General features: G+C 72.0%; 18 protein-coding genes and 1 riboswitch. Of the genes, 10 read left to right on the top strand and 8 right to left on the bottom strand.

Annotated features, from left to right (window positions below; genetic code table 11):
- The first annotated feature begins 12 nt into the window (after positions 1–12).
- Genes macS through CA983_RS14930 form a run of 3 tightly spaced genes read left to right on the top strand, consistent with a single transcriptional unit; the run spans position 13 to position 3,007 of the window.
- Entirely contained in the window at positions 13–1,239 is a 1,227-nt protein-coding gene (macS, locus tag CA983_RS14940) for a MacS family sensor histidine kinase (RefSeq protein WP_086601399.1), read from the top strand.
- Positions 1,236–1,925, top strand: a complete 690-nt coding sequence (locus tag CA983_RS14935) for a response regulator (protein ID WP_059423265.1) — start codon at positions 1,236–1,238, stop codon at positions 1,923–1,925. The genes macS and CA983_RS14935 overlap by 4 nt, the downstream gene beginning before the upstream one ends.
- Before the next feature lie 53 nt (positions 1,926–1,978).
- Positions 1,979–3,007, top strand: coding sequence for a 6-phosphofructokinase (locus CA983_RS14930; protein WP_086601389.1), 1,029 nt, complete (start codon positions 1,979–1,981; stop codon positions 3,005–3,007).
- A gap of 53 nt (positions 3,008–3,060) precedes the next feature.
- Here the strand turns inward: CA983_RS14930 and CA983_RS14925 are convergent, their stop codons facing one another.
- Together CA983_RS14925 and CA983_RS49520 are read right to left on the bottom strand one after the other, a co-directional pair.
- Positions 3,061–4,926 (bottom strand): anthranilate synthase family protein, encoded by a 1,866-nt coding sequence (locus tag CA983_RS14925; RefSeq protein ID WP_086601388.1) that lies wholly within the window; start codon positions 4,924–4,926, stop codon positions 3,061–3,063.
- 113 nt (positions 4,927–5,039) lie between these two features.
- Positions 5,040–5,096: a trp operon leader peptide gene (locus CA983_RS49520; protein ID WP_082319877.1), complete on the bottom strand. Its 57-nt coding sequence runs from the start codon at positions 5,094–5,096 to the stop codon at positions 5,040–5,042.
- A 110-nt stretch (positions 5,097–5,206) separates the two neighbouring features.
- On the opposite strand from CA983_RS49520, the gene CA983_RS14915 reads away from it, so the two are divergent.
- On the top strand, positions 5,207–6,559 hold the full coding sequence (locus CA983_RS14915) for a class II 3-deoxy-7-phosphoheptulonate synthase (RefSeq protein WP_086601386.1): 1,353 nt from the start codon (positions 5,207–5,209) through the stop codon (positions 6,557–6,559).
- A 166-nt stretch (positions 6,560–6,725) separates the two neighbouring features.
- Positions 6,726–6,959 carry a (2Fe-2S)-binding protein gene (locus CA983_RS14910; protein WP_086601385.1) on the top strand — a complete coding sequence of 78 codons (234 nt, stop codon included), beginning with the start codon at positions 6,726–6,728 and terminating at the stop codon, positions 6,957–6,959.
- On the opposite strand, the gene bfr is transcribed toward CA983_RS14910, so the two are convergent.
- Complete coding sequence (gene bfr, locus CA983_RS14905; RefSeq protein WP_086601384.1) at positions 6,956–7,432, bottom strand: bacterioferritin; 477 nt, start codon at positions 7,430–7,432, stop codon at positions 6,956–6,958. The genes CA983_RS14910 and bfr overlap by 4 nt on opposite strands.
- 173 nt (positions 7,433–7,605) lie before the next feature.
- Between bfr and CA983_RS14900 the strand changes: the two genes are divergently transcribed.
- The gene (locus CA983_RS14900; protein ID WP_086601383.1) at positions 7,606–8,256 is read left to right on the top strand and encodes a sulfite oxidase-like oxidoreductase; all 651 of its coding nucleotides are present in this window, start codon (positions 7,606–7,608) and stop codon (positions 8,254–8,256) included.
- A 22-nt stretch (positions 8,257–8,278) separates the two neighbouring features.
- Here CA983_RS14900 and CA983_RS14895 read toward each other — a convergent pair whose 3' ends face one another.
- From CA983_RS14895 to thiO, 5 genes are all read right to left on the bottom strand, one after another.
- Positions 8,279–9,157: a deoxyribonuclease IV gene (locus CA983_RS14895; protein WP_086601382.1), complete on the bottom strand. Its 879-nt coding sequence runs from the start codon at positions 9,155–9,157 to the stop codon at positions 8,279–8,281.
- A gap of 59 nt (positions 9,158–9,216) precedes the next feature.
- Entirely contained in the window at positions 9,217–11,154 is a 1,938-nt protein-coding gene (gene pknB / locus CA983_RS14890; RefSeq protein ID WP_167407375.1) for a Stk1 family PASTA domain-containing Ser/Thr kinase, read from the bottom strand.
- 217 nt (positions 11,155–11,371) lie between these two features.
- Complete coding sequence (locus CA983_RS14885) at positions 11,372–12,169, bottom strand: thiazole synthase (protein ID WP_086601381.1); 798 nt, start codon at positions 12,167–12,169, stop codon at positions 11,372–11,374.
- 2 nt (positions 12,170–12,171) lie between these two features.
- Complete coding sequence (thiS, locus tag CA983_RS14880; protein WP_086601380.1) at positions 12,172–12,372, bottom strand: sulfur carrier protein ThiS; 201 nt, start codon at positions 12,370–12,372, stop codon at positions 12,172–12,174.
- Positions 12,369–13,538, bottom strand: coding sequence for a glycine oxidase ThiO (thiO, locus tag CA983_RS14875; RefSeq protein ID WP_086601379.1), 1,170 nt, complete (start codon positions 13,536–13,538; stop codon positions 12,369–12,371). The genes thiS and thiO overlap by 4 nt, the downstream gene beginning before the upstream one ends.
- Positions 13,536–13,647, bottom strand: a riboswitch (TPP riboswitch). (Overlaps the previous gene by 3 nt.)
- 56 nt (positions 13,648–13,703) lie before the next feature.
- Between thiO and CA983_RS14870 the strand changes: the two genes are divergently transcribed.
- The 4 genes from CA983_RS14870 to CA983_RS14855 form a co-directional block, all read left to right on the top strand.
- On the top strand, positions 13,704–14,054 hold the full coding sequence (locus CA983_RS14870; RefSeq protein WP_086601378.1) for an avidin-fold protein: 351 nt from the start codon (positions 13,704–13,706) through the stop codon (positions 14,052–14,054).
- A 32-nt stretch (positions 14,055–14,086) separates the two neighbouring features.
- Entirely contained in the window at positions 14,087–15,328 is a 1,242-nt protein-coding gene (locus tag CA983_RS14865) for an NAD(P)/FAD-dependent oxidoreductase (RefSeq protein ID WP_086601377.1), read from the top strand.
- A gap of 77 nt (positions 15,329–15,405) precedes the next feature.
- Positions 15,406–15,771: an Rv2175c family DNA-binding protein gene (locus tag CA983_RS14860; RefSeq protein WP_053671919.1), complete on the top strand. Its 366-nt coding sequence runs from the start codon at positions 15,406–15,408 to the stop codon at positions 15,769–15,771.
- 814 nt (positions 15,772–16,585) lie between these two features.
- The coding region (locus CA983_RS14855; RefSeq protein ID WP_086601376.1) for a thiamine phosphate synthase at positions 16,586–17,018 on the top strand (433 nt) is incomplete at its 3' end.

The following is a 17,018-nucleotide window of genomic DNA, read 5'->3' as shown; positions in this document are numbered from 1 at the left end:
GGGGTGGGGGAGATGGCCAGGCGCGAGCGGGTCCTGAGGATGTCGGTCGAGCAGCCGCTGTGGCGCGCGCTGACCGCCTACCGGGTGCTCACGATGCTGTACGCGGTCGGCCTGTTCGCCACCGCCTACGAGGAGTTCGCCCGGCCCTGGGTCGCCGTCGCCTACTACGCCGTGCTGGGCGTGTGGACCCTGGCCACCCTGCCCCGGGTCGCGAACGCCGCCCGCTGCACCAAGCGGTTCCTCGCCGCCGACCTCACCGTCGCCATCACCGGCATCCTGCTCACGCCCGTCGCCGACGCGCACGAGCGGGTCCAGGCGGGCGGCCCGACGCTGCCGTCGATATGGACCGCCGGTGCCGTCCTCGCCTTCGCCGTCAAGGGCGGCTGGCGCTGGGCGGCCCTCGCCTCCAGCCTCGTGGCCGTCGCCAACCTGATCGAGCGCGGCAGCCCGGCCCGCGACACCGTCCACAACGTCATCCTGGTCTGCATCGCCTCCGTCGCCATCGGCTACGTCGTCGAGGTCGCCCGCGCCTCCGAGCGCACCCTCGCCCGCGCCCTGGAGATCGAGGCCGCGACCAGGGAGCGGGAGCGGCTCGCCCGGGACATCCACGACAGCGTGCTCCAGGTGCTGGCGATGGTGCAGCGGCGCGGCGCGGTGATCGGCGGCGAGGCGGCCGAGCTGGGCCGGATGGCCGGTGAGCAGGAGGTCGCCCTGCGCACCCTGGTCTCCGGCGGACTGGTGCCCGTCTCCCGGGTCTCGGAGGACGCCGCCGAGGGAGCCGTCGTCCGGGCCGTCGACGAGCAGCCGGAGGAGAGCGGCCCCGTCGACCTGCGCGCCCTGCTCGCGCCGTACGCCGGCGCCAGGGTCAGCCTCGCCGAGCCCGGCGCGCCCGTGCCGCTGGCGCCGGCCGCCGCCCGGGAGGTGGCCGCCGCCGTCGGGGCGGCGCTGGACAACGTCCGCAAGCACGCCGGGGAGCAGGCGCGCGCGTGGATCCTCGTCGAGGACGAGCCGGACGAGGTGATCGTCACCGTACGGGACGACGGACCCGGCATCCCGGAGGGGCGGCTCGCCCAGGCCGAGGGTGAGGGGCGCCTCGGCGTCGCCCTGTCGATCCGCGGCCGGCTGCGCGACCTCGGCGGCAGCGCGGAGCTGATCTCGGTGCCGGGCCAGGGCACGGAGGTCGAGTTGAAGGTACCGAAGGACGTGGCGAACGTACGGGGGAAGGCGGAGCAGCGATGACGGAGACCACGGAGGGCCGGCGGGACCCGATCAAGGTCATGGTGGTCGACGACCACCCCATGTGGCGCGACGCGGTCGCCCGCGACCTGGCCGAGTCGGGCTTCGAGGTGGTCGCCACCGCGGGCGACGGCGACCAGGCCGTGCGCCGCGCCAAGGCCGCCGCACCCGAGGTGCTCGTGCTCGACCTGAACCTGCCCGGCAAGCCCGGTGTCCAGGTCTGCAAGGAGGTCGTCGCCGCCGATCCGGCGCTGCGCGTCCTGGTGCTCTCCGCGAGCGGGGAGCACGCCGACGTCCTGGAGGCGGTGAAGTCCGGCGCGACCGGCTACCTGTTGAAGTCGGCCTCCACCGAGGAACTTCAGGACGCGGTCCGCCGCACGGCCGTCGGAGACCCGGTCTTCACCCCCGGCCTCGCCGGGCTGGTACTCGGCGAGTACCGCCGCCTGGCCTCCGAACCCGCCCCCGCCCAGGACACCGGCGAACCGAAGGCACCCCGGCTCACCGACCGCGAGACCGAGGTCCTGCGCCTCGTCGCCAAGGGCCTGAGCTACAAGCAGATCGCCGAACGCCTGGTCATCTCCCACCGCACGGTGCAGAACCACGTCCAGAACACCCTCGGCAAGCTCCAGTTGCACAACCGCGTGGAGTTGGTCAGGTATGCGATAGAGCGCGGCCTCGACGACGAGTGAGGCGCACGTCACACTGACCCTTCGTCAGGCATCTGCGGCGAAGGGACTGTTCCATGCGCGTCGGAGTACTGACCGGAGGCGGCGACTGCCCCGGCCTCAACGCCGTCATCCGGGCCATCGTCCGCAAGGGCGTGCAGGAGTACGGCTACGACTTCACCGGCTTCCGGGACGGCTGGCGAGGCCCCTTGGACAACGACACCGTCCGTCTCGACATCCCCGCCGTGCGCGGCATCCTGCCCCGCGGCGGCACGATCCTCGGCTCCTCGCGGACCAACCCGCTGAAGGAGCGGGACGGCATCCGCCGTATCCAGGAGAACCTCGCCGAGCTGGAGGTCGAGGCGCTCATCGTCATCGGCGGCGAGGACACCCTGGGCGTGGCCGCCCGGCTGTCCGGCGAGTACGCCGTGCCCTGTGTGGGGGTTCCGAAGACGATAGACAACGACCTGTCCGCCACCGACTACACCTTCGGCTTCGACACCGCGGTCGGCATCGCGACCGAGGCCATCGACCGGCTGCACACCACCGCCGAGTCCCACATGCGGGTCCTGGTCTGCGAGGTGATGGGCCGGCACGCCGGCTGGATCGCCCTCCACTCGGGCCTGGCCGGCGGCGCGAACGTCATCCTCATCCCCGAGCAGCGCTTCGACGTCGAGCAGGTGTGCGCCTGGGTGACGTCCCGCTTCAGGGCGTCGTACGCGCCGATCGTCGTCGTCGCGGAGGGGGCCATGCCCAAGGACGGCGACATGGTCCTCAAGGACCAGACGCTGGACTCCTTCGGGCACGTCCGCCTGTCCGGTGTCGGCGAGTGGCTCGCCAAGGAGATCGAGAAACGCACGGGCAACGAAGCCCGAACGACGGTCCTCGGCCATGTCCAGCGCGGCGGCACCCCCAGCGCCTTCGACCGCTGGCTCGCCACCCGCTTCGGCCTGCACGCCATCGACTGCGTCCGCGACGGCGACTTCGGCACGATGGTCGCCCTGCGCGGCACGGACATCGTCCGCGTCCCCCTCGCGGACGCGACGGCCCGCCTGAAGACGGTGGACCCGAAGCTGTACGAGGAGGTCGGGGTGTTCTTCGGCTGACGCACTGTCCGGCTCGGACGCCGGTCGGGCCGCGCGGCCCGACCGGCCCCGCGCTACACCGAGGGCGTGCTCGTGCCCCGCAGCTGCCCCACCAGGTCCCGCACGACCGCCGCGCCGTTGAGCGTGAGCACGGACTCCGGGTGGAACTGCACCCCCGCGAACCCGGGCCCCCGCAGCGCGTGCACCTCCCCGTTCGTCGCGCGGCTGACCTCGACTCCGTGTGCCGCCAGCTCCGCCGCCTCCTCGTCGTCGCAGCGCGCCACGAAGCTGTTGTAGAAGCCGACGGTCTCCCGCCGCCCGAACAACTCGATCTCCGTCTGCGCCCCCTGGTACGGCACTTCCTTGCGTACGACGTCCAGGCCCAGTTCGGCGGCGATCAGCTCGTGCCCGAGGCAGACGCCCAGGACGCCGTGCGGGTGCCTCCCGGTCACCTCGGCGGTCAGGGAGCGCAGGAACCGCATCTTCGGGTCCGCCAGATCCGACGGGTCACCCGGTCCGGGCCCCAGGACCACCGGTCCCTCGTGCCCGAGCACCGCCTCCCGCAGCCCCGGCTCGTCGTAGCGCCGCACGCTCACCTCCAGGCCGCCGGCGCGCAGCACGTGCGCGAGCATCGCCGTGAAGGTGTCCTCCCCGTCCACGACGAGGGCGTGCCCCTCCAGCTCGCCCGACCGCTCCTGCATCCGCAGCCAGAAGGGCGCGAGCGAGGCCCGGCGCCCGTCCAGCGCCGCCCGGACCCGGGGGTCGTCCGCGAGCTGTGGCCGTACGGCCTGCGCGCGCGGCCGGGAAGGACGTACGCCCAAGGCGGCCAGCACTCCCGCCGCCTTCGCGTGCGTCTCCGCGACCTCGCCCGCCGGGTCGGATCCGCGCACCAGCGTGGCGCCCACCGGCACCCGCAGCCGGCCGCCGGTGTCGATGTCGGCGGTGCGGATGAGAATGGGGGAGTCGAGGGTCTGGGCGCCGCCCGAGTCCCGCCCGAGGAGGGCCAGCGCACCGGCGTAGTACCCGCGCCCGCCGGCCTCGTGCCGCTCGATGACCCGGCAGGCGTTCTGCACCGGCGAGCCCGTGACGGTCGCCGCGAACAGGGTCTCCTTCAGCACCTCCCGCACGTCCAGCGAGGACTTCCCGCGCAGCTCGTACTCGGTGTGCGCGAGGTGTGCCATCTCCTTCAGCCGGGGTCCGACGACGACCCCGCCCATGTCGCCGACGGTGCACATCATCTTGAGCTCCTCGTCGACGACCATCGACAGCTCCTCGATCTCCTTGCCGTCGGCGAGGAAGTCCAGCAGGTGCTCGGGCGTCGGCCCGTCGGCGGGGTAGCGGTACGTGCCGCTGATCGGGTTCATGACGACCGTGCCACCGGACATCCGGACGTGCACCTCGGGGCTCGCCCCGACCAGCGTCCGGTCGCCGGTGTGCACGACGAACGTCCAGTACGCGCCCCGCTCGCCCTCCAGCAGCCGCCGGAACAGCGCGAGCGCGTCGGCCCGGCCGAACCCGGGGATCTCGCCCTCGTACGTCCGCCGGATCACGAAGTTCGCGCCCTCGCCCCGCCCGATCTCCTCCCGCAGCACGCGCCCGACGATCTCCCCGTACTCCTCGTCACCGACGTCGAAGCCACCGCCCTCGACGCGCACGTCGTGCGCCGGAAGCTGCTCCAGGGCGTCGGTGAGCGGGACGCCGTACGACTCCTCGGGCGTCAACACCGTCAGCGGAGTGCCGTCGTCGCGGACGTCGAAGCCGCGCTCGCGGATCTGCCGGAAGGGGACGAGCGCCAGGCCCTCGTCGGGGAGGTCGGCGAGGCGGTCGTGCGTGGTGACCGGGCCGACGAGGACCTCGATCAGTCCCTGATCGTGGCCCGGGGTGCGGCGGCGCAGCAGGGCGAACGGGCGGGGGTCGTCCAGCAAGCCGAGCAGATTCATGGGTGCGTGCTCCTTCTCCGAGGATCCGGTGGGATTTCGGTGGAGAGGAACGGCCCCGGAAACGCCGAAGGCCGCCCCTCGGGCGGCCTTCGCGAAGTCTGTCGTACGCGCAGTCAGTGGGCCGCCGGATGAGCGGTCCACCACCAGGTCTGGATCGAGTGCGCGAACATGGCAGGCACCCTACCCCATGTCCGAGACCCCGTGTCCGAGTCGTGTACCCCGTGTCTCAATTGCTGGGCATGGGTCAGGACGTCCGACACGACCCCGTAATGTTGAGGCCGTGACCGTGAACGCTAAGACCAGCGCGAGTGCTGGCAACACCTGGCGAGACCTGCCCGCGGCGCAGCAGCCCGAGTACCCCGACACCGAGGCTCTGCGCGCCGTCGTTGCGGACCTCGAGTCGTATCCGCCGCTCGTCTTCGCGGGCGAGTGCGACCAGCTGCGCGCCCGGATGGCGGCCGTCGCCAAGGGAGAGGCGTTCCTCCTCCAGGGCGGCGACTGCGCCGAGGCCTTCGACGCGGTGTCCGCGGACCAGATCCGCAACAAGCTCAAGACGCTGCTCCAGATGGGCGCCGTGCTGACGTACGCCGCGTCCGTGCCCGTGGTGAAGGTGGGCCGGATCGCCGGCCAGTACTCCAAGCCGCGCTCGAAGCCGACCGAGACCCGCGACGGCGTGACGCTGCCGACGTACCGGGGCGACTCCGTCAACGGCTTCGACTTCACCGAAGAGGCCCGGATCCCGGACCCCGAGCGGCTGAAGCGCATGTACCACGCCTCGGCCTCGACGCTGAACCTGGTGCGCGCCTTCACCACCGGCGGTTACGCCGACCTGCGCCAGGTGCACGCCTGGAACCAGGACTTCGTGAAGTCGTCCCCGTCGGGCCAGCGCTACGAGCAGCTCGCGCGCGAGATCGACAACGCGCTGAACTTCATGCACGCCTGCGGGGCCGACCCGGAGGAGTTCAAGACGGTCGAGTTCTACTCCTCGCACGAGGCGCTGCTGCTCGACTACGAGTCCGCCCTGACCCGGGTCGACTCGCGCACCGGGCAGCTCTACGACGTCTCCGCGCACATGGTGTGGATCGGTGAGCGCACCCGGCAGCTGGACCACGCGCACGTCGAGTTCGCCTCGCGGATCCGCAACCCGATCGGCATCAAGCTCGGTCCGACGACCACGGCCGAGGACGCGCTGCAGTACATCGAGCGCCTCGACCCGGAGCGGGAGCCGGGCCGACTGACCTTCATCGTCCGCATGGGCGCCGACAAGGTCCGCGACAAGCTCCCCGAGCTGGTCGAGAAGGTCACCGCCTCGGGCGCCACCGTTGCCTGGGTGACCGACCCGATGCACGGCAACACCTTCGAGGCGGCCTCCGGGCACAAGACGCGCCGCTTCGACGACGTGCTCGACGAGGTCAAGGGCTTCTTCGAGGTCCACAAGGCCCTCGGCACCCACCCGGGCGGCATCCACGTGGAGCTGACCGGCGACGACGTCACCGAGTGCGTGGGCGGCGGCGACGAGATCTTCGTCGACGATCTGCACCAGCGCTACGAGACGGCCTGCGACCCGCGGCTCAACCGCAGCCAGTCGCTGGACCTGGCGTTCCTCGTGGCCGAGATGTACAGGGACCAGTGATGTACAGGGACCGGTAACGGTTTCGCCTGTTACACCGACATCGACTGGGGCGCGGATCACATACGATCCGCGCCCCAGTCGACTTTTGCGTCTCCGACCCGGCGGGTAAGGTTAGGTTAGCCTCACCGATCAACGGGGACGGCGCCTTGGAACGACCTGTCGGGAGGTGGACCGCGTGTACGTGTGCAGTTGCTTCGGGATCACCGAGCAGCAGGTCAAGCAGCACGCGGACGGCGGCGCCTGCACCCCTCGGCAGATAGCCTCCGCCTGCAAGGCGGGCACGGACTGCGGGTCGTGCGTACGTCGCATCCAGGCGATCCTGGGCAGGGGCGCGTGCCCCCGCCGTGAACTGGCCGACCGCGGCCAGCCCGCACTCGCGGAGCTGGAAGACGCCGCCTAGCTCGGCTGCTCGATCTGCTGTGCGAGGTACAGCGGCTCGCCGAGCTTCTCGATGAGCTCCAGTTGCGTGTCCAGGTAGTCGATGTGGTGCTCCTCGTCCTCCAGGATCGACTCGAAGAGGTTCGCGGACGTGATGTCGCCCTTGCTGCGCATCACCTCGATACCGCGCTTGAGGCGGTCGATCGCCTCGACCTCGACCTGGCGGTCGGCCTGGAACATCTCGGTGACCGTCTGGCCGACCCGTACGTGGAAGAGCCGCTGGTAGTTGGGCAGGCCGTCCAGCATGAGAATGCGTTCGGTGATCTTGTCCGCGTGCTTCATCTCGTCGATGGATTCTTCACGCGTGTACTTGGCGAGCTTGGTCCAGCCTTTGTTGTCCTGGATCCGGTAATGCAGCCAGTACTGGTTGATCGCCGTCAGCTCGCCGGTCAACTGCTCGTTCAGGAATTCGAGGACCTCGGGGTCGCCCTGCATCGCAGAGGCTCCTTCCACGCGGGGGAACTGGCAGGTTGCGCCGCATGATTCCACCGGCGACGAAGATCGTCCAGTAAGTCTTCACTTACTAAGTAAGGGCATGCTAGTTCTCATTGCCCTTTTTGGGGTGGCCCCGGTCAGGGGCATCACCCGGGGTCTGTCAGGATGGAGGCATGGGTCAGCCGGTGGGACACGAATCGGGAGAAGGGCGCGATCCGGCAGAAGCGACGCAGCCCGGGCTTCCGCCGGGACAGCGGGTGCAGCGCGGCTGGCCGGTCACGCACTACGGGCCCGTCCCCAAGTTCCGGCCCGAGCGCTGGGAGTTCAGGGTCTTCGGCGCCACGGCGGACGGCGGCAAGCACTGCTGGACCCACGAGGAGTTCACGGCCCTGCCGTACACCACCGTCGTGGCCGATCTGCACTGCGTCACGAAGTTCAGCATGCTGGGCGCCGAGTGGGGCGGCATCCCCGCGCGCACGATCCTCGACCTCGCGCCGCCCGCGGACGACGTCACCCATGTGATGGTGTGGGCCGAGTACGGATTCAGCTCCAACCTCCGGCTGTCCGACTTCGCCTCCGAGCACACCCTGTTCGCCACCCACAAGGACGGTGAACTGCTCACCGCCGAGCACGGCTTCCCGCTGCGCCTGATCGTGCCCCACCTGTACGCCTGGAAGGGCCCCAAGTGGGTGCGCGGCGTGGAGTACATGACCGCCGACCGGCGCGGCTTCTGGGAGGAGCGCGGCTACCACAACGTCGGCGACCCGTGGCGCGAACAGCGCTACTCGTACCAGGAGGAGCCCGGGGAGGGCCCCGACCTCTGAGGCCGCGTGGCCTCTGTGGCTTTCAGCAGTCGCGCAGCTTTTTCAGCCGTTCCACGTCCGCCGCGTGGCCTTCCTTGCCGCCCGGCGTCTCGATGATCAGCGGCACGCCCTCGGTCGCGGGGTGCGTCATCAGGGCCCGGAACGGGTCCTCGCCGATGTGGCCCACGCCGATGTTCTCGTGCCGGTCCTTGTGCGCGCCCACCACGTCCTTGGAGTCGTTGGCGTGGATCAGTTTCAGCCGGCCCTCGCCGACCGTGTCCACCAGCAGGTCCAGCGTCTGGTGCATGCCGCTGGGGCCGGTCAGGTCGTGCCCGGCGGCGAAGACATGGCAGGTGTCCAGGCACACGCCCAGCATCGGGTGGGCGTCCAGCGCCTCGAAGTACGGGCCGAAGTCCCACGTCCGTGAGCACAGGGAGGCGCCCTGGCCGGCGGTCGACTCCAGCAGCAGATACGGGTCGTCGTCGTGGGTCAGCTCGTCGAGCAGCGGCAGCAGATGCTCCCGCACCTGCTTCAGCGCCACCGACCGCTCCCGGCCGCCGGTCGCGCTGCCGGTGTGCACGACCACGCCCAGCGCCCCGATCTCCCGCCCGCGGCGCAACGAGTGCCGCAGCGACTCCACCGACCGCTCCACGGTCGCCTCGGTGTGGGAGCCGAAGTTAATCAGATAGGGAGCGTGGACGTACGCCGGGATCGACTCGGCCTCGCACGCGGCGCGGAACGCCTCGTCCTGCTTCGGACTGCCGGCCGGAGTGGCCCAGCCGCGCGGGTTGGCGACGAAGACCTGGACGGTCTCGGCCTTCAGGTCACGGGCGTAGGACATGCCGACGGAGTGGAGACCACCGGCCACGGGGATGTGGCTGCCCACGGGGTTGCGGGACGGGCCGGACAGCTGATTGTTCACCCGTTCAGGGTGTCATGCGCCTGGCCCTGCCCCGTCCACGGGCTCCCTGCCCGCGTCCGTCACCTGATCTTGATGGTGATCGTCGAGCCCTTGGGCGCGGTCTCCCCGCCCTCCACGGACTGGCCCTTCACCGTGTCGCCGAACAGGCCGAGCAGGCCGCGGTCCTCGTCGACCTGGAACCCGGCGCTCTCCAGCTCCCGCGTGGCGTCGTCGACGCCGGCGCCGACCACGTCCGGGACCTCGATCATCTCGGGGCCCTTGGACAGCGTGAGCGTCACCGTGTCGCCCTCGGCCGCCCGGCCGCCCGGGGTCGGGTTCTGCTCGGCGACCTGGCCCTTGTCGAACTCGGAGGAATTGACCCGCTCGGTGGCGACCTTCACCTTGAGACCGGCGTCCTGCAGCTCCGACCGCGCGTCGGCCTCGTTCGAGCCGGTGACGTCGGGGATGTCGATGGGGCTGCCCTTGCTGACGACGAGCGCCACGGCCGTGCCCGCGCGCACCTTCGTGCCGTCCGCCGGCCGCGCGGAGATCACCGATCCCCTGGGCACGTCCTCGCTGAACTCCCGGGTGACCATGCCCGGCTCCAGCCCGCCCTCCTTCAGCAGGGACCGCGCCTTGTCCAGCCGCTGGCCCGCCAGGGCGGGCACCCGCACGTTCTCGGGGCCGTCGGAGATGGTGAGGGACACCGAGTCGTTGCCGCGGATGCGCGTCCCGGCCTTGGGGTCGCTGCTGATGACCGTGCCGCGCTCCACGGTGTCGCTGTAGGCGTGCTCGACCTTGCCGAGCTCCAGCCCGGCGTCCGCCAGCCGGTCCTCGGCCTGCGCCTGGGTCTTCGCCAGCAGTGGGGGGACCTCGGTGAACTGGCCCGAGTTGATGTACCAGACACCGGCGCCGAGGCCGAGCACGAGCAGGACGGCGATGACGATCGCCATCGGGCCGCGCCGGGGCCCCGAGCGGCGCCGGGACGGCGGGGGCGGCGGGGACTGGAAGCGGCTGGTGCGGTTGAGCGCGGCCGCGGAGCCCTCCGCCTCGTCCTCGTTGACGGGCAGCGGGCGCGGCGTGGTCAGCGCGCGCGGGATCACGCTCGTACGGTCGTCGGCGTTGTCGTGGTCCGCGGCGAGCGCCTGCGGCGGCACCGCGTCCAGCTGCTCCATGGTCAGCCGGCTGCGTCCGTCACGGACCTGCGCGAGCAGCGCCACCGCGTTGTGCGGGCGGATGTCCGGGGTGCGGGCGGTCGCGGAGGCCACCATCTCGTCCAGCTCGTACGCCAGACCGGGCACGGCGGCCGAGGGCGGCGGGACGTCCTCGTGCAGGTGCTTGTAGAGGATCACGGCCGGGGAGTCGCCGTCGTGCGGCTTGTCGCCGGTCAGCATCTCGTACAGCATCACGCCGCACGCGTACACGTCGACGCGGGGGTCGGCGGTGCCGTTCTCTATCTGCTCGGGGGCGAGGTACGAGACCGTGCCGAGCACGGTGCCGGTGGTGTTCGTCACCGTGTCCACGGCCCGGACGAGCCCGAAATCGGCGACCTTGACCCGGCCGTCGTCCCCTATCAGGACGTTCTCGGGCTTCATGTCCCGGTGCACGAACCCGGCGCGGTGCGCGGCGCCCAGCGCGGCCAGCACCGGCTCCAGGATGTCCAGGGCGGCACGGGGCTGAAGGGCCCCGCGCTCGCGCAGCACGTCCCGCAGGGTGCAGCCCGCGATGTACTCCATGGCGAGGTAGACGTACGAGCCGTCGGTGCCCTGGTCGAAGACCTGCACCACGTTCGGGTGAGCCAGCCGGGCCACCGACTTCGCCTCTCGGATGAACCGCTCGACGAACGAGCCGTCGACCGCGAGCGAGGGGTGCATCACCTTGAGCGCGAGGACCCGGTCGAGCCGGGTGTCCACGGCCCGGTAGACCGTGGCCATCCCGCCGACCGCGATCCGCGCGTCGACGCGATACCGGCCGTCGAGCACCTGCCCGACCAAGGGGTCCTGAAGGGTCGTGTCCACGCAGGCGAGTGTACGAGCCACGACTGACACCTCGATCGCCCCGGCCGTTTTCGGGTCGGGACTGAAGCGGACCTGTGACGTGCGTCCCACCTGGCTGCGGGCGCCTGTTCCGCTCAGCTGCGGGCAGTCGTGCCGCTGGGGCGGCGCCCGTCCCAAAGAAGCGGCACCCCCCACCGCCGGGCTGCGAAACGCCCCGGCCCCCAGCAACAACGCCGGGTCACTCAAAAGCAGGCCGCTCCGGATCAAGCACAGCCATGCCCTCAGCCGGCGAAGACGCCTCCGCGAAATGCCGCCGCGGAATGCGCCCCGCTCGATAAGCCAGCCTCCCCGCCTCGACCGCGCTCCTCATGGCGGCAGCCATCAGCACCGGCTCCCGCGCCCGCGTCACCGCCGAGGCGAGCATCACACCCGCGCACCCCAGCTCCATCGCCAACGCCGCGTCCGACGCCGTACCGGCACCCGCGTCCAGAATCACCGGCACGCGCGCGTGCTCGACGATCAGCTGGAAGTTGTGCGGATTGCGAATGCCCAGCCCGGAGCCGATCGGCGAACCGAGTGGCATGATCGCCGCACAGCCGACGTCCTCCAGCTTCCGCGCGAGCACGGGGTCGTCGTTGGTGTACGGCAGCACCGTGAACCCGTCGTCGACCAGTGTCTCGGCAGCCTCCAGCAGCTCGATCGGGTCCGGCAGCAGGGTCCGCTCGTCGGCGATGACCTCCAGCTTGACCAGGTCGGTGCCGAGGGCCTCGCGCGCGAGGCGGGCGGTGAGGACGGCCTCGCCGGCGGTGAAGCAGCCCGCCGTGTTGGGCAGGACGCGAATGCCGAGCTTGTCCAGGACGGACAGCACCGAGCCGTGCACCGAGGCGTTCACCCGGCGCATCGCGACCGTCGTCAGCTCCGCCCCGGACGCGACCAGTGACCGCTCCAGCACGTCGAGGCTGGGCGCCCCGCCCGTACCCATGATCAGGCGGGACGTGAAGGACGTACCACCGAGGACAAACGGATCGTCGGCCATGGTCAGCCTCCTTGGACGGCGGTGAGAACTTCCACGCGGTCCCCCTCGGTCAGGGGGGTGGACGGCCACTGCGCGCGCGGGACGACGGTTTCGTTGAGGGCGGCGGCCACGCCGGACGGCGAGGTGGTGAGCGACCTCACGACGGTGTCGAGAGCCGTACCGGGCCGGACGTCCCGGGGCTCCCCGTTGACGGAGATGTTCATGCGGGCTGCTCCGTGAGTGCGGTGACGGTGCTGAATCGCTTCGGCGTGAAGGGGCGGGCCTCCTCGGGGAGCTCGCCCGTCGCCAGGACGTGCGCCATGGCGTCGCCGGTGACCGGCGTGAGCAGGACGCCGTTGCGGTAGTGCCCGGTGGCCAGCAGCAGTCCCTCCAGCCCGGTCGGGCCGAGCAGCGGCGCGTTGTCGGGGGAGCCGGGCCGCAGTCCGGCCCGGGTCTCGGTGAGCGGCAGCTCGGTGATGCCCGGGACCAGCTCGTGCGCATCGCGCAGCAGCTCGTACACGCCGCCCGCGGTCACGGTGGTGTCCCAGCCCATCTCTTCGCTGGTCGCCCCGACGACCAGCTCGCCGCTCTCGCGCGGCACCAGGTAGACGTGGCTGCCGCGGACGACCGCGCGCACGGTCCGGCTCAGGAAGGGCCCGTGCCGCTGCGGCATGGTCAGCCGTACGACCTGCCCCTTCACCGGCCGCACGGGCGGCAGCACGTCCTGCGGGACGCCCGCCAGCCGCCCGCTGAGGCTTCCCCCGGCCAGCACGACCTGCCCGGCCTCCAGCGGGGTGCCGTCGTCCGTGACGACGCCCGTGGCCCGGTCCCGTACGACGGTGAGCCGCTCGGCCCACACCCGGTGGAAGACCACACCGGCCCGCTCGCACGCGGCGACCAGCGCCCCGGCCAGCCGCCGCGGGTCGATCTGGTGGTCGCCGTCGACCCGCAGCCCGCCGCGCACGCCCGGTGCGAGCAGCGGCTCCAGGCGGCGGCACTCCCGCCCCGACAGCCACTGGGACTCCAGGCCCGACTGCTGCTGCAAGGTGTGCAGTTCGCGCAGATGGGCCCGGTCGTCGGCGTCCAGGGCCACGGCGAGCGTGCCGCAGCGGCGGTAGCCGAGGTCGTGGCCGGTCTGCTCGGTGAGCTCGGCCGCGAAGTCCGGATAGCGCCGGGCGGAGGCCAGATTCAGACCCAGCAGGGTCTGCTCGCCGTAGTGCAGTTCCGTGACGGCGGCCAGCATCCCGGCCGCCACCTGTGCGGCTCCGCCGCCCGGCTCCGGGTCCACCACGGCCGTGGCGAGCCCGCGCTGCGCGGCCCGCCACGCGGTGACCAGGCCGATGATCCCGCCCCCGATGACGAGGACGTCTGACGTTCGCGTACGCGACATGGGCGTCCAGCCCCTCCCTTCGCCGGCATGACCCGGATCAGGTTCGTACGGTCGGAGGCCGCCAGCCTCCCTCTCAGCCCGGTGCGTCCGGGCTCCCGCGAGTGCCTTACGTTGGCCACCCAACCCTAGCCCGATGCCGTACGGCGCAGTAAGGGAGCCACCGCCATGGCCCGATCCCTCGACGGTCTCGTCCTCGCCCCGGTCGCCGACCAGGCACCGGGCCAGGTGGGGACCCGCACCCGGTTCACGTACCACGAGAAGGACGGTGAGATCTGGGCCGAGTACACGGGCGGCGACGTCGTACGCGGACATCTCGTGGGAAGCCGGGAGGACGACAGGCTGGACTTCCGGTACGTACAACTCAAGAGGGACGGAACCACATCCTCCGGGCACTGCGTGTCGACGGTCGTGGAACTGCCCGACGGGCGGGTGCGACTGCAGGAGAGCTGGGAGTGGGAGTCCCAGCCGGGCAGCGGGACGAGCGTTGTGGAGCAGGTCACTGCGCATGAGCACTGACTGACAAAATGTCAGGTGTCTATGGTGATCAGGTGAGCGAGCAGACGCAGGAACCAGGTTCGTCCGCGCCGCGGCGCGTGGTCGTGGCGGGCGCGGGCATGGCCGGTGTGCAGACCGCGGTCGCCCTGCGCGAGCAGGGCTTCACCGGCACCGTGAGCCTGATCGGAGCCGAGCCCCACCAGCCGTACGACCGGCCCCCCTTGTCCAAGGCCGTCCTGCTCGGCAAGGCCGAGGGCTCCGCCTTCGACGTCGACTTCGAGGCCCTCGGCATCGAACTGCGGCTCGGCTGCGAAGTGCGGGGCCTGCGCCCCGGCGACCACGAGCTGGACACCGAGGACGGGCCCGTGCCGTACGACGTCCTGGTCGTCGCCACCGGTGCCGAACCGATCCGGCTGCCCGGGGCGGAGGGCGTGCCGGGCGTGCATCTGCTGCGCACCCTGGACGACGCCCAGCGGCTGCGGCCGGTGCTGGCCCGCCGGCACGACATCGTGGTCGTCGGCGCGGGCTGGATCGGCGCGGAGTTCGCCACGGCCGCGCGCGAGGCGGGCTGCGCGGTGACCGTCGTGGAGGCCGCCGAGCGGCCGCTCACCGGGGCGCTGCCCGCCGAGGTCGCCGCGCCGATGGCCGGCTGGTACGCCGACGCGGGTGCCGTCCTGCGGACGCACGCGCGCGTGGAGCGCGTGGAACCCGGCACGGTGGTTCTCGACGACGGCTCGCGGCTGTCCGCGGGCGCGGTCGTCGTCGGCATCGGCGCCCGTCCGGCCACGGCCTGGCTGTCCGGCTCCGGGATCGAGCTGGGCACGCACGGCGAGATCGTCGCCGACCAGCACCTGCGTTCGTCGGCGCCCGACGTGTACGCGGTCGGCGACTGTGCCTCCTTCCCCTCCGGCCGGTACGGCGAGCGCCTGCTGGTGCACCACTGGGACAACGCCCTCCAGGGGCCGCGCACGGTCGCCGTGAACATCGTCGGCCGGCTGTCGGGTGAGACCCCGGCGGTGTACGACCCCGTGCCGTACTTCTGGTCCGAGCAGTTCGGGCGGTTCGTGCAGTACGCCGGGCATCATGCGGCGGCCGACACGACCCTGTGGCGGGGCGACCCGGCCGGACCGGCCTGGACGGTCTGCTGGCTGCGCGGCGACCGGCTGGTCGCGCTGCTGGCGGTGGGCCGCCCCCGGGACCTGGCGCAGGGCCGCCGCCTGATCGAGTCGGGCACGCCGATGAATCCGGCGTTGCTGACGGATCCGGCGAGGCCCCTGAAGGCGGCGACGGCGTAGGTGTCAGGGCGCGCGGGTCCGCCCAGGTGGGCGGGCCCGACTTCCGACTGTCAGTGGGGGATGGCAGGCTGGTTTCCGTGACCGAGATTGACGCAAAGATCGATGCTCTCGTCCCTGCCTGGCTCACCCTCCCCGACATCGCCGAACAGCTCGGCGTCGAGGTGACGCGCGTGCGGCAGCTGGTCAAGGAGGGCCAGCTCATCGCCGTACGCCGTGGTGAGAACCGCGCACTGCACGTCCCCGCCGCCTTCATCGACGGGGACAAGGTCGTCAAGGGCCTGTCCGGGACCCTGACGCTCCTGCGGGACGACGGCTTCACGGACGAAGAGATGCTGGAGTGGCTCTTCACCCCCGACCCGAGCCTGCCCGGTACGCCGGCACAGGCCCTCAGCGAGAATCGCGGCACGGAGGTGAAGCGCCGAGCCCAGGCGCTCGCGGTCTGACCCGACCTCGACCAGGACAACCGTCCGGTGCCGCACGAGTGGGACCGGACCGAACAAACGCCCGGTGTGTGGGCCGGGGCCCGTCGGGTCCCGGCCACGGGGTGGCTCGCGCCCCGGCCGGGGCGTGGGCCGCCTGCGGCGGGCCGTGCGGGATCCCAGGCCGGGCCCGCCGGGAGTCACGGAGCGGGGCGCTCCTGCGCCCTGGCGGCATGCGCGTGCCGTGCGGGACTCCAGGCGGGGCCCCGCACCGGAGTCACCGGAGCGGGGCGCTCCGGCGCCCTGGCGGCATGCGCGTGCCGTGCGCCAGGGGCGCCGCACCTGCCCGTCCGCCACGGACGCGGGCGCCCTGGCGCCCCGCTCGTCACCCCACAGGTGGGGGTCGTTCCCGATGAGCCTCGCGCCCGTACGCCACGATCGGCGCACCGCAGCCTCTACGTCGCCGGGTGTAACCGTGTACGTACGCTCACGGGGCAGCCGCATCCGTGCGCTGGCAGGAGGCGCGCCCGCACCTCTGTGGCGCCGGGGTGTGCCCGCATCCGTACGCTCACGGGAGCGCCCGTACCCGTGTGCCGCCAGGCGGCGGGCCGCACCTCTGTGTCGCCGGGGTGTGCCCGCGTCCGTACGCTCATGGGAGCGCTCGTACCCGTGTGCCGCCAGACGGCGGGCCGCACCTCTGTGTCGCCGGGTGTACCCGCATCCGTACGCTCACGAGTGCGCCCGCACCCGTCACGCCGCCAGGAGACGCAGCCGCACGCGTGCGCCGCCACAGGCGCACCCCGCACCCGTACGCCACCGACAACCAGGGGGAACACACATGGCCGCCACCACCGCCCGCGCCCAGCTCGCCGACGCCCGGGTCTACCTCTGCACCGACGCGCGCAAGCGGCAGGGCGATCTCGTGGAGTTCCTGGACGCCGTGCTGGCGGGCGGGGTCGACATCGTGCAGTTGCGGGACAAGGGCATGGAGGCGGCCGAGGAGCTGGAGCACCTGGCCGTCTTCGCCGACGCCTGCGCCCGGCACGGCAAGCTGCTCGCGGTCAACGACCGCGCGGACGTCGCCCACGCCGCCGGCTCCGACGTACTGCACCTCGGCCAGGGCGACCTGCCCGTCCCCGCGGCCCGCGCGATCCTCGGCGACGACGTCCTGATCGGCCGCTCCACGCACGCCGAGTCCGAGGCCGCCGCGGCCGCCGTCCAGGACGGCGTGGACTACTTCTGCACCGGCCCCTGCTGGCCCACCCCCACCA

The organism is Streptomyces swartbergensis (genome assembly GCF_002148965.1).
GTDB lineage: Bacteria > Actinomycetota > Actinomycetes > Streptomycetales > Streptomycetaceae > Streptomyces > Streptomyces swartbergensis.
Note: the sequence above shows the minus strand (reverse complement) of the source record. Positions and strands in the feature narration are given on the sequence as shown.